This is a genomic window from Enterococcus sp. AMC1252, assembly GCF_058216515.1.
On sequence record NZ_CM177097.1, the window covers coordinates 816,448 to 835,313 of the forward strand.

General features: G+C 35.6%; 20 protein-coding genes. 11 read left to right on the forward strand and 9 right to left on the reverse strand.

Going from position 1 to position 18,866, the window contains the following annotated elements; all coding sequences use genetic code 11:
* Window position 1: 1 nt before the first annotated feature.
* The 3 genes from AC4BB5_RS03705 to AC4BB5_RS03715 all read right to left on the reverse strand — a co-directional run bounded on the left by AC4BB5_RS03705 (window position 2) and on the right by AC4BB5_RS03715 (window position 4,062).
* Window positions 2-463 carry a DUF1307 domain-containing protein gene (locus AC4BB5_RS03705; protein WP_490458062.1) on the reverse strand — a complete coding sequence of 154 codons (462 nt, stop codon included), beginning with the start codon at window positions 461-463 and terminating at the stop codon, window positions 2-4.
* Window positions 464-879: 416 nt separating this feature from the next.
* A complete protein-coding gene (locus AC4BB5_RS03710; protein WP_490458063.1) occupies window positions 880-1,473 on the reverse strand; it encodes a TVP38/TMEM64 family protein in 594 nt (197 codons plus the stop codon).
* A 21-nt stretch (window positions 1,474-1,494) separates the two neighbouring features.
* Window positions 1,495-4,062, reverse strand: a complete 2,568-nt coding sequence (locus AC4BB5_RS03715) for a YfhO family protein (protein WP_490458064.1) — start codon at window positions 4,060-4,062, stop codon at window positions 1,495-1,497.
* 362 nt (window positions 4,063-4,424) lie between these two features.
* Here AC4BB5_RS03715 and AC4BB5_RS03720 point away from each other — a divergent pair, with 362 nt between their 5' ends.
* The 5 genes from AC4BB5_RS03720 (at window position 4,425) to AC4BB5_RS03740 (ending at window position 7,905) form a co-directional block, all read left to right on the forward strand.
* The gene (locus AC4BB5_RS03720; protein ID WP_490458065.1) at window positions 4,425-5,744 is read left to right on the forward strand and encodes a bifunctional folylpolyglutamate synthase/dihydrofolate synthase; all 1,320 of its coding nucleotides are present in this window, start codon (window positions 4,425-4,427) and stop codon (window positions 5,742-5,744) included.
* 74 nt (window positions 5,745-5,818) lie between these two features.
* Window positions 5,819-6,478 carry an HAD family hydrolase gene (locus tag AC4BB5_RS03725; RefSeq protein ID WP_490458066.1) on the forward strand — a complete coding sequence of 220 codons (660 nt, stop codon included), beginning with the start codon at window positions 5,819-5,821 and terminating at the stop codon, window positions 6,476-6,478.
* A gap of 86 nt (window positions 6,479-6,564) precedes the next feature.
* On the forward strand, window positions 6,565-7,233 hold the full coding sequence (gene radC / locus AC4BB5_RS03730) for a RadC family protein (RefSeq protein WP_490459021.1): 669 nt from the start codon (window positions 6,565-6,567) through the stop codon (window positions 7,231-7,233).
* Between the two features lie 148 nt (window positions 7,234-7,381).
* Window positions 7,382-7,582: a cold-shock protein gene (locus AC4BB5_RS03735; RefSeq protein WP_010760372.1), complete on the forward strand. Its 201-nt coding sequence runs from the start codon at window positions 7,382-7,384 to the stop codon at window positions 7,580-7,582.
* 134 nt (window positions 7,583-7,716) lie between these two features.
* The gene (locus tag AC4BB5_RS03740; protein WP_490458067.1) at window positions 7,717-7,905 is read left to right on the forward strand and encodes a hypothetical protein; all 189 of its coding nucleotides are present in this window, start codon (window positions 7,717-7,719) and stop codon (window positions 7,903-7,905) included.
* A gap of 119 nt (window positions 7,906-8,024) precedes the next feature.
* Here AC4BB5_RS03740 and AC4BB5_RS03745 read toward each other — a convergent pair whose 3' ends face one another.
* Window positions 8,025-8,174, reverse strand: coding sequence for a hypothetical protein (locus AC4BB5_RS03745; RefSeq protein WP_490458068.1), 150 nt, complete (start codon window positions 8,172-8,174; stop codon window positions 8,025-8,027).
* 177 nt (window positions 8,175-8,351) lie between these two features.
* On the opposite strand from AC4BB5_RS03745, the gene AC4BB5_RS03750 reads away from it, so the two are divergent.
* Entirely contained in the window at window positions 8,352-8,801 is a 450-nt protein-coding gene (locus AC4BB5_RS03750) for a universal stress protein (protein ID WP_490458069.1), read from the forward strand.
* A gap of 48 nt (window positions 8,802-8,849) precedes the next feature.
* Here AC4BB5_RS03750 and rnjA read toward each other — a convergent pair whose 3' ends face one another.
* The 3 genes from rnjA to AC4BB5_RS03765 form a co-directional block, all read right to left on the reverse strand.
* Entirely contained in the window at window positions 8,850-10,520 is a 1,671-nt protein-coding gene (rnjA, locus tag AC4BB5_RS03755; RefSeq protein WP_490458070.1) for a ribonuclease J1, read from the reverse strand.
* A gap of 1 nt (window position 10,521) precedes the next feature.
* Complete coding sequence (locus tag AC4BB5_RS03760) at window positions 10,522-10,734, reverse strand: DNA-directed RNA polymerase subunit epsilon (RefSeq protein ID WP_086315628.1); 213 nt, start codon at window positions 10,732-10,734, stop codon at window positions 10,522-10,524.
* 292 nt (window positions 10,735-11,026) lie between these two features.
* Window positions 11,027-11,416: a YbaN family protein gene (locus AC4BB5_RS03765; protein ID WP_490458071.1), complete on the reverse strand. Its 390-nt coding sequence runs from the start codon at window positions 11,414-11,416 to the stop codon at window positions 11,027-11,029.
* A 195-nt stretch (window positions 11,417-11,611) separates the two neighbouring features.
* On the opposite strand from AC4BB5_RS03765, the gene AC4BB5_RS03770 reads away from it, so the two are divergent.
* The 4 genes from AC4BB5_RS03770 (at window position 11,612) to AC4BB5_RS03785 (ending at window position 16,179) form a co-directional block, all read left to right on the forward strand.
* Complete coding sequence (locus tag AC4BB5_RS03770; protein WP_490458072.1) at window positions 11,612-13,342, forward strand: ABC transporter ATP-binding protein; 1,731 nt, start codon at window positions 11,612-11,614, stop codon at window positions 13,340-13,342.
* Window positions 13,339-15,105: a multidrug efflux ABC transporter subunit EfrB gene (gene efrB / locus AC4BB5_RS03775; protein WP_490458073.1), complete on the forward strand. Its 1,767-nt coding sequence runs from the start codon at window positions 13,339-13,341 to the stop codon at window positions 15,103-15,105. The genes AC4BB5_RS03770 and efrB overlap by 4 nt, the downstream gene beginning before the upstream one ends.
* Window positions 15,106-15,221: 116 nt before the next feature.
* On the forward strand, window positions 15,222-15,713 hold the full coding sequence (locus AC4BB5_RS03780; protein WP_490458074.1) for a gamma carbonic anhydrase family protein: 492 nt from the start codon (window positions 15,222-15,224) through the stop codon (window positions 15,711-15,713).
* A 103-nt stretch (window positions 15,714-15,816) separates the two neighbouring features.
* Window positions 15,817-16,179 carry an iron-sulfur cluster biosynthesis family protein gene (locus AC4BB5_RS03785; protein WP_490458075.1) on the forward strand — a complete coding sequence of 121 codons (363 nt, stop codon included), beginning with the start codon at window positions 15,817-15,819 and terminating at the stop codon, window positions 16,177-16,179.
* Window positions 16,180-16,215: 36 nt separating this feature from the next.
* Here the strand turns inward: AC4BB5_RS03785 and AC4BB5_RS03790 are convergent, their stop codons facing one another.
* Window positions 16,216-16,836 (reverse strand): flavin reductase family protein, encoded by a 621-nt coding sequence (locus AC4BB5_RS03790; RefSeq protein ID WP_490458076.1) that lies wholly within the window; start codon window positions 16,834-16,836, stop codon window positions 16,216-16,218.
* A gap of 23 nt (window positions 16,837-16,859) precedes the next feature.
* Window positions 16,860-17,831 (reverse strand): ring-cleaving dioxygenase, encoded by a 972-nt coding sequence (locus AC4BB5_RS03795; RefSeq protein WP_490458077.1) that lies wholly within the window; start codon window positions 17,829-17,831, stop codon window positions 16,860-16,862.
* A 165-nt stretch (window positions 17,832-17,996) separates the two neighbouring features.
* On the opposite strand from AC4BB5_RS03795, the gene AC4BB5_RS03800 reads away from it, so the two are divergent.
* The gene (locus AC4BB5_RS03800; RefSeq protein ID WP_490458078.1) at window positions 17,997-18,866 is read left to right on the forward strand and encodes an SPFH domain-containing protein; all 870 of its coding nucleotides are present in this window, start codon (window positions 17,997-17,999) and stop codon (window positions 18,864-18,866) included.

The following is an 18,866-nucleotide window of genomic DNA, read 5'->3' on the forward strand; positions in this document are numbered from 1 at the left end:
TTTACTTCTTATTTTTTTTCTCAAATCCTAAATTTAGTAATTTTTCTTCATTTGCTTTTTCACTTGCTGAATCAAGTGATTCAACAGGCAAAGAAATCAGAGGGAGCGTTTTTGCATCCTCTTGAGAAAGGTTTTCTAAATCAATTTCAATTGTTTCCACAGCCTCTTCTTCGTTAAAAACAATAGAGTAGTTGACTCCTTTTTTATTGGTATAAAGTTTTTTGCTGGGATCTAATAATTTTTTGGCTTTGGTTTTTGTTTTAACCCCCATATTTTTATATTTAATAATTGTTGTTACAGTTTGACTCAGTAGTGTATCTTTTTTGTAAATATTTTGAATCGTTACATTTTCATCGTCTTGTCTTAGTGTATAAGTAGCAGTTTGATTTTTAATTCCGCAAGCGGATATAGAAAGCAGAAATAAAAGATTTATAGCAACAACAATACCCTGTTTTTTTTTCATAATTCACCTCCTAAATGAATAAAGCCATATGTCATGATATCATATTTAGAGTTATTTAAAATATCTAAAAAGACAAAAAAATATGCCTTTTTTGGTTAAGAAATAGTCGTTAGAACAAATGAAGTAGAGCCTTGTCTGGACATTAAGAAAAAAGTGTATGAGACAAAAGTAAAAATCACTTTTGTCTCATACACTAAATGTGTTTAAACGGTGAAAGTAGAAGCAATCTCTTCCTAAATAAGACGAGATTTACAAAAATTTGAAGAGAGTATCCTGTAGGAATCATTAACATCGAAATTGAAAAATCCGTGTTTCTTGTTATTTCTGTGAATTCCCTCTTATTGCTGTAAAATACAACGAGATACGAGTTGATGTTATACAGTACCTACTGGGTTTTCGGGATTAAACACTTAGTATTAACTAATCAAAAATCGATTAAACAAGAACAATAACGCATATCCATAAGTTCCAACTGACCAAAATTTAAAGATCAACAATAGCTTCATGTATTCTTTAAACGGCAGGTCTGCTAATCCAGCAACCAAACAAGCCAAATCATCAGGGGCAAAAGGGATCAGCAATGTAACGATCATCAACTTCTTAATGCCTTTTTCAGGACGATCCAACATTTTTTCAAATTTCAAATATCTCTTTTTTGAAAGAATAAGCTGCGCAAAGGGTTTTCCATAATAACGTGCTAACCAGTAAACGATAATATCACCGATCAGCAAGCCGATAAAACTGTAGATCAAACCTGGAAGACTACCAAACATCAACATACCGACTAATGTTGAAATTCCACCTGGAAGAATCGGCACAATAACTTGAACCATTTGCAAAAAGATGAAGATCAAGACAGCATATTCGCCAAATTGTTTCATAAAGTCTTGCAATGACTGAACTGAGTGAAAAATACCTTTATAATAACCGTAAAGTACCAGCCCAGTAAAACAAATAACTCCTATGATAGGCAGTGCATAGATAATTCGTTTCAGAATTTTTCTCCCCATGGCTGCAGTTTCCTCTCGCTGTTAGGTTGATTTTGGTCGTACGAAGCGTTTTAATAGTTGATAAAATAATACGCCTAAAAGAACAGAAATGCTAATCAAAACCCCAACAAGAAAATTTCGTTGTTTATAGTGCATCGTGAGTTGATGTTTTCCAGCTGTTAATTCAATTCCTGTGAAATTACCTAAAACCGACTTCGCTTTGACTTTTTTACCATCCACTGTGATTTGCCAATTCTTATCATATGGAATCGCTAAGTAAAGTAATGAATTTTCTGAATCTGTTACGGCGATTTTTCCAGTCAATGTGCCAGATACTTCTTCTTTCAGCTGAATTGCTAGGGGCTTTTGTTTTGAAATAAATGAATCAAAGGTTTCTTTTTTCAATGTTTTTAATTCAATCGTTTTTTCTTCAAGTTCTTTTTCAGATTCAAGTTGCAATTGAACGACATCATCTTTTTTAAAGTAACCCAGATTAAATAGTTGATTCGTTGCAATATAAACAGCAGGTTGGATTTTTTCACCATTTACTTTAAATGAGGTGATCTTCTCCCAATTTATTTCAGGGGCATAAAGATAGAGTTCGCCGTTTGCTGTTGTTTTTGTCGTAAGAGTGTAGTTCTGATCATCTTGGGCTGTCCAAGCTATTTTTTGTGTTTCTTGAAAATAATCTTGTTTATTTTTTTGAATCTGTTGTAAAATCATTTCTTGGTTCTGTAACGGCTGATTTTTCACTAATTTAAGATCAGCAAATTCTTTTGGAACTAAAAAGCCCATTCCGATTGCTTCTTCATTTTTATAGACATTTGTTGACGGATCGTTTGAACTATTTTCTTGATACAGTTTTATTTCAGGCGTCAGTTGATAATTCACATTTAAAAGCAAGTTGATTACTTTCGATTCATCAACATAAGCGATTCTACGATCATTTTTTTGATATAAGCCTAGAGCAGTTAATGTATCCTGCGTCTTAGCATCTAGAGTAGAAGTGTAACTTGAAACACCGGCATAGCCATATAAAATCGGATTATTGTAACCATTATTTTTCTCATGATAACCAGCAGCATCTGAATCGATCGTTTGTTTTATTCTAAATAAATTTGCCTGCTCCTTTTCCAAATCTGAAATGATTCTATCTTGAATTCGATAGGTTTGAGCAAATTTTTCTTGATTCCCAAATGGAATATCCTTAAAGCTGATCCAAAAGTTAAAGACTAATTCAGAGCAGACGACTAAAAATAGTAATCCGTAAAAACTCTTTCTTTTTCGCCCCTGCATTTTTTGAATCAAGACGACTAATCCATAAGTCACCCAAATGATAAGTAGGCTGATGATAAAATAAGAGTCCGATAACAGAAACACTTTTTCCTTTGAAAATTTCAGAGAAATATAACCAATAGTCAATAAGACAGAGAATAGCACTGGAACAATGACACGTAATTTTGCTCCTTTTTTGAGTTGGAGAAATGCTTCATAGGCAAATTTGATTATCAAGAAACTGAATATAAAGGTATTTCGATACGGAAATCCCGCAGGGCTTTGAAACATATGCCAAATCGTATTCACTAGTTCTAACCAGAAACTCAAGAAAATAAAGCCAATTAGAAAGGCTGCGGCTTGTTTTTCTTTTTTAGAAATCGTCGACAATTGGAAAAAGGCGATAAAAAGTAAAACCATTAAAATCCCAGAAAAAATCGTGGGTAAATGTTCTAAGCGCCATTCAAAATTAACACCGCCAAGACCTAATTGAGAAAGAAAATTTAACCCGAAATTCGGTGTAGGTAAAAATGTTTGCCAGTCAAAATTTGTTTTTTTGGTTGCAAGCATTCCTTCCACCGCTGGAATCAAAATAAAACTTGTGCTAATTCCTGTAAGAAAAGACGTAACAAAAAATAAACGACCTTCTTTAATGAATTGCCAAATAGATTTTTTTATAGGTGACTCTGTTTTTTGATAATACCAATAAAGACTGTAGCATACAGCGAATATGCAGAGCATATAACCCATATAATAATTCGTTACGATCGCCAAAAATAACGTTGCCGAATAGAGTACGTATTTTTTATGATCCCATAAGTACTGGATCCCCAAAACAAGTAAAGGGAGTAGAATCAGTGCATCCAACCACATAAAATTTAAACAATAAACCGTCACAAAGCCGCATAGACTATATGAAGTCGAAAAAAGTAATGTGGAATTTGTTGCGTGTTGATATGTTTTTTGAAGGTAATAAAACATGGAACTCCCCATTAGGGAAATTTTCAACGTAATGATCAATAAGATTACGACTGGGAGTTGCTCATAGGAAAAAAATAAAACCAAAATATTGAAAGGACTCAATAAATAATAAGCACTTAAAGGCAAAATAGTCCCACCCAGCGCGTCAGAAAATGAATAAAGAGAATAAGTCTCTCCTTGGAAAAACTGTTTAAATAAACTTAAAAAAGGCATATATTGGGTCCCTAAGTCACTGACTAAGAGATTATTATTCCCTAAAGGGGCTAAACCTAAAATCGACCAGAGTATGATCAACAATAAGAAGGGGATGAAAAAACTTCCGCTGATCATTAACGTTTTTTTTAATTTTGACATATTTTATACTGCTCCTCTATTCTAATGATTTGGAACTGTTTTAGGATAAAGGTCCAATTAATTATGAAAAATCAAGCGAACTACCTGCAACAATACTATTCTTGAAACTTATCTATGTAAAAAAAGTGTTATTAAAGACCACTAAGATTCTAGTCTATCATGGGATTAGGTGTTGGTGCAAAAGAATCAGTGGGCACTTCCTACATATAGTCTTATTTATTTTATCACAGTTGTTTTCATTTAAAAGTGTTGTGGCATTTGTTTACCCTTTTTTATAGAATAGCCCATTTCTGGAATTAAAGTCGTTAATTAGTGAAAAGCAACTCAGCTTTCGATATAATAGGTAACGAGGAGTTGATAAGATGTCATTAACGATTGAAGAAGCAATTGATTGGATTCATAGCAGACTGCCCTTTGGTTCTAGACCTGGTCTTGATCGAGTGGAAGAATTATTGAGAAGAGTTGGTAATCCTGAGAAAAAAGTTCCAACGATTCATATTGCAGGTACGAATGGAAAAGGTTCTACAGTCACTTACTTACGATGTATGTTAGAAGAATTGGGGCTAACGGTAGGAACTTTTACTTCTCCTTATATCGAACACTTTAACGAAAGAATTGCAATCAATGGACAAGGAATTTCAGACAATCATATTATTCAGTATGTAGAGAAGTATCAAGAGTTGATCAAAGAGATGGATCAGGAGTCTGAGAGTGCTGGAATCACTGAATTTGAGACATTAACTGCAATGGCCCTTGACTATTTTTTAGACGAAAAAGTGGATATTGCTATCGTTGAAGTTGGGCTCGGTGGTTTATTAGATAGCACCAATGTGGTGGAACCAATGTTAACGGCAATCACAACGATTGGAAAAGACCACACAGAAATTTTAGGTGATACTCTTGAAGAAATCGCTTTTCAAAAAGCTGGGATCATTAAAGAAGAAATTCCAGTTGTAACTGGAAATATTGGTGAAGAAGCATTTGTCGTAATCGATGAAGTCGCTAGAAAAAAACATAGCAGATTGTATCGCTATGAAAAAGACTACAAAGCTGAATATCGTCATCCAGATAAAAATTGGGGAGAGATTTTTGATTTTTATGGTGAATCTGGTAAGCTACCTAAAGTTAAGGTACCCTTATTAGGTCGCCACCAAGTAGAAAATGCGGCTGTTGCTATTCAGTTGTTCTATCTTTATTGTGAGAGACAAAAAATCAATTTTTCGGATAGAGATGTTTATCAAGGATTAACTCATGCTCAATGGCCTGCTAGAATGGAAAAAATCAGTGATGAACCATTAATTATTTTAGATGGTGCACATAATGACCATGCGATGCGTCGGCTGGCCGAAAATTTGAAAAAAGAATTTTCAAATCGAGATATCCACATTTTGTTTTCAGCACTATCATCAAAAAATATTGATCAGATGATTGCTATTTTGAGAGGGGTACCGAATGTTCATTTGTATTTGACTACTTTTGATTACCCTAGAGCAATCGAATTAACAAAGATGGAACATTTCGAAGATGACAAAACTGAAATTGTTTCATTGTGGCAATTTGGATTGGGTGAGATTCTAGAAAAAATGTCAGCAGATGATTTGATGCTAGTGACGGGTTCTCTTTATTTTGTTTCACAAGTACGTGAGTTATTGTTGAACATAGGTTCAGGCGATGTAGACTAGTTTTTTTGAAAAATTGAAAATACAAGAGTTTCATAGAAACTGTTGATTATTAATTATTATATGAGGAGGACAAGATGAAAAAAATTGATGGCGTAATCTTTGATATGGATGGTTTGCTATTTGATACAGAGATGATTTATTATCAATCAACACAAAAAATAGCAGATGCAATGAGTTTTCCATATAGTAAAGAATTATATTTGGAATTTTTAGGTGTGTCAGACGAAGAAGTGCAAGAAAACTATCATCGAATTTTTAAAGATTTTGGTAAAGAAAAGGTTGATGAGTTTATCCAGCGCTCTTATGATGATACTTACCAAGTCTTTGAGTCTGGTAACGTACCTTTAAAAGAAGGAGTTATGGAGTTACTAGATTTTCTTGAGCAACAAGAGATTCCAAGGATTGTTGCTTCAAGTAATGTGCGGCCAGCAATCGAATTATTGTTAGATGGTGCTGGGATCAAGGAACGTTTTTCAGGAATTGTTTCAGCAGAAGATGTGACCCGAGCAAAACCAGATCCAGAAATTTTCCAAAAAGCACTGGCTAATCTTGGAACGAAGGCAGACAATACCTTGATTTTTGAAGATTCATTTCATGGTGTAACAGCTGCTGATGCTGCAGGTATTCCTGTGATCATGGTTCCAGACTTATTAGCTCCAACCAATGAAATCAAAGAAAAAACCTTAGAAATTTTTGAAAGTTTGACCCAAGTGCCAGCTTATTTAAAAAAATAAAAACATCACTCCTTTGCGTATCTATTACTAGAAGCGTATAAAGGAGTGATTTTTTGATCAAAGAAGAAAAACTATTTATTAGAGAAATGCCCGAGGATTGTTTGCCTCGTGAGCGACTGGAGCTTGTTGGAGAAAAGGCTTTATCGAACCAAGAACTATTGGCGATTTTATTAAGAACTGGATCTAAGAATACAAATGTGATGGAGGTAGCGTCTAAATTCTTGAATTATTTCAACCATTTATACGAATTGAAAAATGCCACGCTTACCGAAATGATGGAAATCAAAGGAATCGGTCGCATCAAAGCCATTGAGTTAAGAGCTGCCATAGAATTCGGCTATCGAATCCAGCAAAGTACTCAACTAAAGTTAGGAAAGGTTTCTTCCAGTTATCAAATTGCTCAAAATTTAATCTACGAATTACAAGATTTTCAACAAGAGCATTTAGTCTGTTTATATCTAAATACTAAGAATGAAGTAATCAAACAAGAGACGGTATTTAAAGGCTCGTTAAATCAGTCCGTCGCCCATCCAAGAGAAATATTCCGTAGTGCCGTAAAGTATTCTGCTGCGCGCTTGATTTTAGCTCACAATCATCCATCGGGCAACCCGACTCCATCTGAAAGTGATATTCATTTTACACAGCGAATGCAGGAATGTGGGAAAATGATGGGAATCGAGGTGTTGGACCATATCATTATTGGCGAACAAGTATACATCAGCATGAGAGAAGAAAATTTTTTTGCTATAGACTAACTAGAATTCTTGCAAAAATAAGGGTTCGCATGTACAATGTATGTGTAATCTTGTTTGGGACAATATAGAAGTTTTAATTTTAAAACCCTCTATCGTACACGGGCAATGTTACAATATTTAGTGCTTAAGCACGAGGAGGAACAAAAGAATGGAACAAGGAACAGTAAAATGGTTTAACGCAGAAAAAGGATTTGGATTTATCTCTCGCGAAGATGGTAGCGATGTATTCGTACATTTCTCAGCGATTCAAGGTGAAGGCTTCAAAACAATCGAAGAAGGTCAATCAGTAAGCTTCGACGTTGAAGATTCAGATCGTGGACCTCAAGCAGTTAACGTTGTAAAAAACTAATTCATCCATTCCAAAACACTTAGCAAATTTGCTAGGTGTTTTTTTATTTGTGGCTAACATGCTCGCTCCTTACATTTTTGTTACTATCTTTTTTTTATATAAGTTGTAGACTACTTAAGTAAGAGGTGATATATGTGTTGAATATTTCTTTAGTCGTATTCTTTGTGTCTTTAGCGTTTCTTGGATTATCAGGTGCTCTTTATCGTTTTCGTGCTTTTACAAATAAAAAAGCGTGGAATGGTAGGGTTGTCCCGTTAGCAATGGTTGGTTTTGGCTTGTTAGTCATTAGTTTGATAATGATCTATCTCAATTATCCAAAATGATTGAGATATAGAAAAATGATACGTATGAAAACAACAAAAAAGGCATCCGTGATGTAACATTCACTAGATGCCTTTAAATCGTATTAGAACTTGAATCGCTCATTTAGGTTGATAACTCCTTAAATAGATTTTTTCAATTCTTTTACTGCTTGTGTAATCGTGATACCATAAGCGATATTTGTATGGTTATTTGCATCGATAGCCATAAACAAATTTCTCTCTGTATCAAGTGCTACACGGTATTTTAATACTTTATTACCAAATGTCATAATAATTCTCCTTTCTTGATTCTTATGAAAGGTAACGATATCTGATAACGAAATTCCATGATTACTATAACATGGGTTGTTTGAAGTGTAAAGAGGAAAGTTTTTCATTCGGCAGTATTTTTGCTGAAAGCCCTTTAAAGGGGTATAATAGAAGTAATAAAGAAGGAGGTTTTTACCATGGGAGAGTCGTATAAGAATATTTTAGTAGCTGTAGATGGTTCGGATCAGTCTGAAAAAGCGTTTCAAGAAGCAATAAAAATTGCTAAACGAAATGGTGCTACCTTACACATTTTATCTGTCATTGAAGAAATGGGTAATTATTTTGGAGAACTAACAATGTCAATGGGCACATTGATGGAAGATCTACGGACTAGGGAAGAAGAAGAGATGAAAAAACGTGAGACAAAAGCTCTTGAACAAGGAGTAACCACTGTTTCTACGTATGTTATGTATGGGTATCCGAAAACGCTGATTGCTGATTTCACTGAGTCAAAAGAACCAATCGACCTGATTGTAATTGGTCGAACTGGGTTAAATGGTTTTGAAAGATTGATGGTCGGTTCAACGACCTCTTATGTTGTCAACCATACAAAGGCCAATGTTTTAGTTGTAAATAATGTAGTTTAAAAAAACAACCGACAGATTCAATCTGTCGGTTGTTTTTTGTATCTAGAGTCATGAGGTCATGATCATTGGTAAAATCATTGGATGACGTTCTGTTTTTTCAAATAAAAATGGTTGTAACGCAGCTGAGATTGCATCACATAATTTCGCTTCGGTGCAATTTTCATCACGCAACGCTTCACGAATCGCATTGAATAATAATCGCTGTCCTTCATGGATCATTTCGCCTGATTCTCTCATATAGACAAAGCCACGAGATAAAATATCTGGACCAGCTAAAATTTCTTTATTTTTAATATCGACAGTAGCGACAGCTAAAACTAATCCCTCTTCAGAAAGAATTCGACGATCACGTAACACAACATTACCGATATCACCGACACCATTACCATCAACATAGACATCATTGGCATTGAAGTGTCCAGCGATACGAGCATCATCTGCTGTTAAAGCTAGCACATCACCATTTTCCATGATGAAACAATTATCCGCTGGCACACCAACATCTTGAGCTAATGAGGCATGGATTTTCAGCATTCTAAACTCACCATGCACTGGCACAAAATATTTAGGCTTCATTAAGCTCAGCATTAGTTTTTGTTCTTCTTGACCACCGTGGCCAGACGTGTGAATGTTATTGATTTTTCCATGAATAACCTCAGCACCTGCTTCTGAAAGTAGGTTGATCAAACGATTGACACTTGTGGTGTTGCCGGGGATTGGTGAACTTGAAAAGATCACTGTATCTCCAGGCTGTACGGAGATCTGACGGTGAGTACCATTGGCGATTCGACTTAAAGCTGCCATGGGTTCACCCTGAGAACCAGTACATAAAATCATTGTTTCCCCAGCAGGTAGTTGATTCAACTCGCTAGCATCCACAAAAGTTCCCTTTGGTACATTGATATAGCCTAAGTGTTCACCGTTAACAATCGCATTTTCCATGCTACGTCCGAATACTGCTATTTTACGTCCTGTTGCAACGGCAGCGTCCGCCGCTTGTTGCAGACGAAAAATATTTGAAGCAAAACTAGCAAAGATGATTCTTCCTTCGATTTTTTCAAAAATCTTTAAAATAGAAGAACCAATCGTTTTTTCTGATTTAGTAAATGTTGGAATTTCCGCATTTGTACTATCCGAAAGCAGACATAAGACGCCTTCTTCACCTAATTTGGCCATACGGTGCAAGTTTGCTGGCTCACCAACAGGGGTAAAGTCAAACTTGAAATCTCCCGTTGCAACGATATTACCAGAAGGAGTCTTAACGACTACACCCAGTGCGTCAGGAATACTATGTGTGGTTCTGAAAAAACTAACAGCTGTTTTACGGAATCGAATTACGGTATCCTCATTGATTTCATGCAACTCAGCATCCCGCAATAGACCATGTTCATCTAGTTTATTGGTAATCAAAGCTAAAGCCAACGGTCCAGCATAAATCGGTATATTTGCTTGACGCAATAAATACGGTACACCACCGATATGATCTTCATGTCCATGAGTGATCACTAACGCTTTGACTTTATGCAGATTTTGAACGATATAACTATAATCTGGAATAACATAGTCAATCCCAAGCAAATCATCTTCTGGAAACTTGATTCCAGCATCAATAATGATGATTTCATCTTGAAATTGAACCCCATAAGTGTTTTTCCCGATTTCGCCTAAACCACCTATCGCAAAAACGCCAGTTTCATTATTTTTTATATTTACTTTCATATTAAAACTCCGTTAAAGAGAATTCCGCATGTTCTTGTTCATAAGCTAGATGATTCTCATCAAGTGCTTGAATGTATTCAATGTTATATGGGGTATTTTCTTCTACTTGTTGACGAACAATAACATCACTTTCTGCTTCAACATAGATAGATTTTGTATCTTCTCTTTTTGGGTTTCTGGTTTTTGTTTCTTGATAATAGACTTTATATATCATAGTTTTTTCTCCTTTACCTGCCTCAGCAGTTGATTATTTATTTTTATAAATTTCTTACTATAATTTTGAACACAACAAAATGAGGTGGCTGTCCACCTTAAAAACAATTGGCACCAAAAACATTCGTTGATGATGAAATGAAGCCTCGACTTTGCTTCACTTTACTTGTTTTATGGAAACTGTACTTTCTTTCAACCGTTCATTGTGTTGTGCTGTACAACAATTAAACGTATTTTATCATAAAATAGCGAATAAGTATAGAAACAGACTTACCACTTTAAAGAAAACCTTATTATTCATTTGGTTCATTTAAAGGTGGGATTTTCTTTTTGTTAAAGTACAAATTAAGACCGACCAGATGTATCAAATAAACAATCGCTAATGTAGTTGTCATGAATGGATTACGGACGATGATACAAGGAATTGCGAAAATTATAAATAAAGTTGTAAATAATTTTACACGGCCGAAAGGGGTGATTTTCTTTTCCACGATAGATTCTTGAATGTATTTTTGGTAATAGGTTGAGTTGATAAATTTTGTATACAGATAATCTGAGCTGCGCATCCAGAAAAAAGCCGTTAAAATATAAAAAATCGTTGTAGGTAAAATTGGCAGAAATATTCCAATTGTTCCTAATCCAAATGTGAGACAACCTAAAGAAATATAGAGTATTTTTTTCATTGCTTGGATCCCATCACTTTCATTCTATTATTAGTTTGAAAATTAAAGTAATTTTCATTATAACATAGTAAAAATAGTCTCGTTAGCTATTCAGTTGAAAAGTGTCATATTTTCACTCAAATATAATTTACCTAAGTATTGGTTTTATGCTATAGTGAAAGCACTGGGGCAAAAATTGAAGTAGGAGATGATTGATTGAAATTGATGTGGCGTTACACGATGAGATATAAAAAACTGTTGTTTTTAGATTTCATTTGTGTTTTTGGATTTATATTGATAGAACTAGGCTTACCAACGATTTTAGCACGAATGATCGATGTTGGGATCAAAAATAATGACTATGATTATGTAAAACAACAAGGGTTGTTGATGATTGTGATCACCGTCATTGGTGTGGTGATGAATATCATGTTAGGCTATTTTGGCGCACGCATGACGACAAATATTGTACGAGATATTCGTGATGACCTATTTGAAAAAGTACAGACTTTTTCCCATCGTGAATATGAAACAATAGGTGTCTCTTCATTGATTACAAGAACGACAAATGATGCGTATCAAATCATGTTGTTTATGGGAAATATTTTGCGTATTGGTTTCATGACTCCCATGATGTTTTTTGTCAGCTTGTATATGGTCATGAGAACAAGCCCGTCCTTAGGGTGGTTTGTTTTAGGTGCTTTGCCATTTCTTTTGATAGCTGTGGTGCTGATCGCTAAAATATCGGAACCTTTATCGAATAAACAGCAAAAAAATCTTGACGGAATCAATGGGATTCTAAGAGAAAACCTTTCAGGTTTACGAGTAATTCGAGCGTTTGTAAATGAAAAATTCGAAGAAAGTCGTTTTAGCAAAGTCAATGAAGACTATACGAAAAGTTCTAAGAGCCTTTTCCGTTTGATGGCAGCAGCTCAACCTGGCTTTTTCTTCCTATTTAATATTGTGATGGTATTGATTATTTGGAATGGTGCTCTTCAAATCGACCAAGGTAGTTTATTGGTTGGAGATTTGATTGCTTTTATTGAATATATTTTCCATGCACTATTTTCATTTATGCTATTTGCAAGTGTCTTTATGATGTATCCCCGTGCCGCTGTTTCAGCTCGTCGGATTCAAGAAGCATTTGATATGGAACCTGTGATTCGTGAAAATGAAGCAGGGATCACTGAAACTGCAACAAAAGGATATTTAGAATTTAAAAATGTTACCTTCGCTTATCCTGGGCATTCAGAAAGTCCGGTGATTCGCAATGTTAGTTTTACCGCTTCACCAGGAGAAACAGTCGCGTTTATCGGCAGTACGGGCAGTGGAAAATCTACGTTGATCCAATTGATCCCGCGCTTTTATGATGTTTCTGAAGGACAAGTATTACTTGATGGAGTTGATGTCCGGGATTATAAATTAAGTACATTGCGCAATAAAATCGGCTATATTCCCCAAAAAGCATTATTGTTTACCGGAACGATTGCAGAAAATATGCGTTATGGTAAAGAAGATGCAACAATAGAGGAAATGGAATTAGCAGCAGATATTGCACAGGCAACGGAGTTTATTTCCCAAAAACCTGATGGATATGATGAACTTCTTTCAGAAGGTGGCACAAACTTTTCAGGTGGACAAAAACAGCGATTAGCAATTGCAAGAGCCATTATCCGTCGTCCAGAAGTTTATATATTTGATGATAGTTTCTCAGCTCTAGATTATCAAACCGATGCGAATTTACGAGCACGTTTGAAAAAGGAAACGACTGAATCGACTGTTTTAATCGTAGCACAACGTGTCGGGACGATCATGCATGCAGATAAGATCGTTGTTTTAAACGAAGGAGATGTCGTCGGCATTGGCACCCATCGTGAACTACTTGAGAAGTGTCCTATCTATTATGATATTGCTGCTTCTCAATTGTCAGAGGAGGAATTAGCATGAAAAACGCATTTTCTTCTATACGGCGCTTAGGGAGATATATCGGACCTTATAAAGGGACCTTTATCTTGGTTATCATTTTCACGATTTTGACCGTGGCTTTTAATGCCGCTTTACCTTATGTTTCTGGTCTGCCTATTACTGAAATCAGTAATAATGTTGCAGCAGGAGAAGGCTTGAACTATTCATATATCATTCAGTGTTTGATTTGGATACTGGTTGTTGGTTTAGGTTATTGTGCTGCACAATTTTTGTCTGGCTATTTAATGGCTGCAGTTGTTCAACATTCGATGCGTGATTTGCGTAGGGATATTGATGAGAAAATTAATCGTTTACCGGTTTCTTATTTTGATAAAAATCAACAAGGGAATATCTTGTCTCGTGTAACGAATGATGTAGATGCAGTTAGTAATGCAATGCAGCAAAGTTTTATCAATATTGTTTCAGCTATTCTAGGTATTGTGATGGCGGTTGTAATGATGTTTTATATTAACTGGTTGATGGCCTTGATTTCGATTGTGATGATTCCTTTATCTTTGTTGATTTCTAAAACAATCGTTGGGATTTCACAGAAATACTTCCAAGGGATGCAAAATGCGTTAGGAAATTTAAATGGTTACGTCCAAGAAAATATGACGGGTTTTAGCGTGTTAAAACTTTATGGTCGAGAAAAAGAAACCCTAAAAGGCTTTAAAAAAGTCAATCATAACTTAAATAATTTTGGGTTTAAAGCCGCTTTTATTTCTGGTTTGATGCTCCCACTTGTACAAATGACAGCCTATAGTGCTTACATTGGTATGGCTGTTTTAGGTAGTTATTATGTCATCACAGGAGTGATCGTAGTTGGGCAACTGCAAGCTTTTATTCAATACATCTGGCAAATTAGCCAACCGATGGGGAATATTACGCAATTATCTGCAGCGCTACAAAGTGCATCAGCCGCAACAACACGGGTTTTTGAAATTTTAGATGAACCTGAAGAAGAATTGAACGAACATGATATTCCGTTACCAGAAAAAGTTCAAGGGTCAGTTCAATTTGATAATGTCAGCTTTAGTTACGATCCTGCCAAACCACTGATCAGAAACTTGAACTTTGAAGTGAAAGCAGGTCAAACTGTTGCGATTGTTGGCCCAACTGGAGCTGGGAAAACAACCTTGATCAATTTGTTGATGCGCTTTTACGATGTCACCGATGGGGCAATCAAAATTGATGGCATCGATACGAAAAAAATGGATAGAAGTGATGTTCGTTCAGTTTTTGGGATGGTCTTGCAAGATGCTTGGCTATATGAAGGAACGATTGCCGACAATATTAGATTTGGTAAGTTAGATGCAACGGATTATGAAGTGGTTGATGCAGCTAAGACAGCTAATGTAGATCATTTTATCCGAACAATGCCAGATGGTTATGAGATGGAAATCAATTCTGAAGGAGATAATGTTTCTTTAGGACAAAAACAATTACTGACGATTGCTAGAGCAGTGATTTCTGATCCGAGGATTTTGATCCTTGATGAAGCGACAAGTTCAGTTGACACTCGTTTAGAAGCGTTGATCCAAAAAGCGATGGAACGAGTAATGGAAGGGCGCACAAGTTTTGTAATTGCTCACCGTTTATCAACGATTCGTGAAGCTGATTTGATTCTTGTGATGAATCAGGGAGAAATCATTGAAAAAGGAACACATAATGAGCTATTAGAGCAAGGTGGTTTTTATGAGAAATTATATAACAGCCAATTTGCTGAAGATGGTGATTATGATTAATAAAAAAAGAAAGACACCGACTGAGGTGATCTTTCTTTTTTTTTAGTGAGTAATCTTTTTAGCAACGGAATTTTTCTAAGTTTGATATAATGATTGTAATAAAAGAGGTGATTTGTATGGCAGAAGATTATTTTATTGCAGCAAGTGCGGATGTATATGGCAATGTAGTGTTGGCTAAGGATACAAGTATTTGGTTTCAAACTGTAATTAGAGGGGACAATAATTCAATTACCATCAATACAGGAAGCAATGTACAAGATGGCACAGTGATCCATGTCGATCAAGATGCAGCAGTTAAAATCGGTGAAAATGTAACAATCGGTCATCACTGTATGCTTCATGGTTGCACAATTGAAGATGGTGCTTTGATTGGTATGAGTTCGACAGTTTTAAACCATGCTACGATCGGAAAAAATAGTTTGATCGGTGCGGGCTCTTTAGTGACTGAAGGAACCCAAATACCAGCCAACGTTTTAGCCTTTGGCAGACCAGCTAGAGTTATTCGTCCTTTAACGAGAGAAGAAATTCGTAAAAATAAAGAAAACGCACAGCATTATGTAGAATTATCTAAAGAGTTTGCAGCAGGAAAGTACACTCGATTAGACTAGGAAAAAACTATAGCTGCACCTAAAGGTTCCTTACGTATAAATGTTAATGATTCTATTCTGAGTTTTTGCTGATTGTACGAATATAGAAAGAGGCGAGGAACAAATGTTTTTAAACATTAGTGATGAAGCACAAGTAAAATTGACCCCTTATATTGAAAGTAAGGCAGTGATTATTTTAGATTTAGATGATGGTGTGGGGATGTACTCTAAAATGGGTATTTGTTCATTGGATACAAGTTTTCGCTTATTATTATTAGATCGGTTACAAGATAAATCAGATTTTGATTTGACGTTAGATTCGACGATCGGTACTGTGTATATTAAAGATTACTCCAAAAGATATTTAGACGAGGAGATGACGCTTGAACTTGATTCTCGTTTACAGGTATTTCAGTTAAAAAGTCCAAGTGGTGTTTTAGATGGTAATGTACCTATCGTGGATTTACGAGCAGAAAACAGTATATGATTAAAAAACGAGAAGGAATTTTCCTTCTCGTTTTTTCTAATCTGGCCGAGCTAAGTCAAACAAACTATCAATGTGAGCATAGGTATTACCAGCTAATCGAGCAATTGGGTTGAAGGCTTCTGGTAAAATGTACTCGTTTTTTTGATCAAACACAGATTCATTAAAATAAAAATCAGTAATTTCGACAATAAATAAATCAGTAATAATCTGATCTCCATGATTTTTAATCGGGACATACTGATGTAGTCGTGCTTCCATACGAATCGGTGCAGCTTTGATTCCAGGAACTGCAACAGATCTACTTGCAGTTGTTTCAATGGTATTTACAACGATTTCACTTTGGTCAGATCGTAAAGAAGCAGCTGTTTGATTCATAGACTCAATCACTTGGTCATTAACTAAATGGATGACGAGTTCTTTTGTTTCGAGAATATTTCTAGCAGTATCTTTTATTTCTCCATTTCGTCTAAGGATTGATAACGTTACTAATGGGAGATCTGCTGCAGCTGCGTTAAAGAAGCTAAATGGAGCTGCATTTATAATTTTGTGCCCGTTATCCAACGTTGTTACCCATGCGATTGGACGTGGAATGATGCTGCCAGATAGAAATTTATACGCTTGTTTCTGTGATAAATATTTCGTGGAATAATGCAGCATAGGTCAGCTCCAATTCTTTATTATTAACGTGGTTTGTTAGCATCAGACGTATCAAAAGGCCGAACAAATTCTTCGATTTCTTTGCGTTTGCCTTCTAAAAATGGTGGTAAAGATAATTTTTCTCCAGCTGTATCGTAGGTTTCATCTTGTAAAAAACCAGGACCATCAGTTGCCAGTTCGAATAAGATATGAGGAGCTGCTCTAAAATAATCTGATTTAAAATAGAAACGCTCAACAAAACCAGAATTAGGAAATTGAAGTTGATTGATTTTATTGATCCAAAAACGTAAAGCATCTTCATCTGCCACACGCAAAGCGAGATGGTGTACATTACCAAAACCTTCTTGTGCATCTGGGAGATCATTTCGATGTTCGACGATAATACTGGCTCCATTGCCACCGTCACTAACCTCAAATAAATGGAAACGCCCTTCAGCATCAACTAGTTTAAATCCTAAAACATCAACTAGAACACGTTGCATATGGTCAAAGTCTGCTACAGTCACAAAAACTGGACCTAACCCAGTCAAAGCATGCTCAGCTGGAACACTTGCTTTTTTCCAAGGTGTCCCACTTGGCACGCCTTGATTATTTTCATCAGAGATTAATTGATATTGTTGATTATCAAAATCCTCAAACTCAAGAAACTTTTTACCAAAACGTTCTTGGATTTCCCCATGATCGATTTGATATTCATTAAAACGCTCGACCCAATAAACTAATGAAGCATCATTTTTAACGCGGAATGAGGTGCGGGAAATAGAGTTTGTTCCCTTGCTTCCTTGCGGAATACCTGGGAAGTCAAAAAAAGTCATATCGGTACCAGCGGATCCAAGGTCATCTGCAAAAAATAGATGATAAGTTTGGATATCATCCTGATTGACGGTTTTTTTGATCAGACGTAATCCTAAGGTATCTGTAAAGAAACGGTAAATTTTTTCTGCACTAGATGTCATTGCTGTAACGTGATGAATTCCGTGAATTTGTTTATCCATAATATAAAACCTCCGAATGTATTATTAATAACTTACTTACTAAAAGTAAGTTTACATCTAAACTAAGAATTAATCAACTCTTTTATCTTTTCCTAACGATTGATGGAAAGAATAAAGAGGAGTACTATAAGGATATCAAGTGATGAAAGAAAGTAGGAGAAAATTATGGAAGAGAAAAAAACGTTTCATGTTAACGGTTATATTGCATTAGTCGTACTGATTATCTTAATTATCATTGGTGGGTATTGCTTTTACATTGGTGTAACAGACGAAAGTCTTGGTATGATTACGATTGGCTTAGTACTGTGGGTGATCTCTGCTTTATTTTTAAGCTCATTAACGATCGTTAGTCCAAATCAAGCTAAAGCGATTTTATTCTTTGGGCAATATTTAGGGACGATCAAAGATAATGGCTTGTTTGTTACAACACCATTGACTCAAAAAATCAATGTTTCATTAAAAGTACGCAACTTTAATAGTTCATTATTAAAAGTGAATGATTCTGATGGAAACCCAGTTGAAATTTCTGCAGTTGTTGTCTTCAAAGTAGTCGATACAGCGAAAGCCTTGTTTGATGTTGATCGTTATCAAGATTTTATAGAAATCCAAAGTGAAACAGCAATTCGCCATATTGCGACACAATATCCTTATGATACGTTTAGCGATGATGATTTGACGCTACGAGGAAATACAACTGAAGTCTCAGAAGAAATGGCGAAAGAATTACAAGAACGTCTATCTGTTGCTGGAGTCGAAGTAATCGAAACTCGACTAAACCATTTAGCTTATGCAACTGAAATTGCAAGTGCGATGCTGCAACGACAACAAGCCAAAGCAATTCTTTCAGCCCGACAAATCATTGTTGAAGGCGCTGTGTCTATGACACAAATGGCATTGGAACAGATTGAAGACGGTCAGGAAATCAACTTTACTGATGACCGAAAAGTTCAATTGATAAATAACCTTCTAGTATCAATCATCACAGACAAGGGAACACAGCCTGTTATAAACACGGGTGAAGTTCACGAAAGATAG

Bases quoted from the DNA above. Each gene is read 5' to 3' on its own strand.
- AC4BB5_RS03735 (WP_010760372.1), top strand. From the start codon at position 7,382: ATGGAACAAGGAACAGTAAAATGGTTTAACGCAGAAAAAGGATTTGGA.
- AC4BB5_RS03760 (WP_086315628.1), bottom strand. From the start codon at position 10,734: ATGATATATAAAGTCTATTATCAAGAAACAAAAACCAGAAACCCAAAA.
- AC4BB5_RS03790 (WP_490458076.1), bottom strand. From the start codon at position 16,836: ATGCTGCATTATTCCACGAAATATTTATCACAGAAACAAGCGTATAAA.
- AC4BB5_RS03710 (WP_490458063.1), bottom strand. From the start codon at position 1,473: ATGGGGAGAAAAATTCTGAAACGAATTATCTATGCACTGCCTATCATA.
- AC4BB5_RS03765 (WP_490458071.1), bottom strand. From the start codon at position 11,416: ATGAAAAAAATACTCTATATTTCTTTAGGTTGTCTCACATTTGGATTA.
- AC4BB5_RS03745 (WP_490458068.1), bottom strand. From the start codon at position 8,174: ATGACATTTGGTAATAAAGTATTAAAATACCGTGTAGCACTTGATACA.
- AC4BB5_RS03720 (WP_490458065.1), top strand. From the start codon at position 4,425: ATGTCATTAACGATTGAAGAAGCAATTGATTGGATTCATAGCAGACTG.
- radC (WP_490459021.1), top strand. From the start codon at position 6,565: ATGCCCGAGGATTGTTTGCCTCGTGAGCGACTGGAGCTTGTTGGAGAA.
- AC4BB5_RS03750 (WP_490458069.1), top strand. From the start codon at position 8,352: ATGGGAGAGTCGTATAAGAATATTTTAGTAGCTGTAGATGGTTCGGAT.
- AC4BB5_RS03715 (WP_490458064.1), bottom strand. From the start codon at position 4,062: ATGTCAAAATTAAAAAAAACGTTAATGATCAGCGGAAGTTTTTTCATC.
- AC4BB5_RS03780 (WP_490458074.1), top strand. From the start codon at position 15,222: ATGGCAGAAGATTATTTTATTGCAGCAAGTGCGGATGTATATGGCAAT.
- AC4BB5_RS03725 (WP_490458066.1), top strand. From the start codon at position 5,819: ATGAAAAAAATTGATGGCGTAATCTTTGATATGGATGGTTTGCTATTT.
- AC4BB5_RS03795 (WP_490458077.1), bottom strand. From the start codon at position 17,831: ATGGATAAACAAATTCACGGAATTCATCACGTTACAGCAATGACATCT.
- AC4BB5_RS03705 (WP_490458062.1), bottom strand. From the start codon at position 463: ATGAAAAAAAAACAGGGTATTGTTGTTGCTATAAATCTTTTATTTCTG.
- rnjA (WP_490458070.1), bottom strand. From the start codon at position 10,520: ATGAAAGTAAATATAAAAAATAATGAAACTGGCGTTTTTGCGATAGGT.
- AC4BB5_RS03800 (WP_490458078.1), top strand. From the start codon at position 17,997: ATGGAAGAGAAAAAAACGTTTCATGTTAACGGTTATATTGCATTAGTC.
- AC4BB5_RS03785 (WP_490458075.1), top strand. From the start codon at position 15,817: ATGTTTTTAAACATTAGTGATGAAGCACAAGTAAAATTGACCCCTTAT.
- efrB (WP_490458073.1), top strand. From the start codon at position 13,339: ATGAAAAACGCATTTTCTTCTATACGGCGCTTAGGGAGATATATCGGA.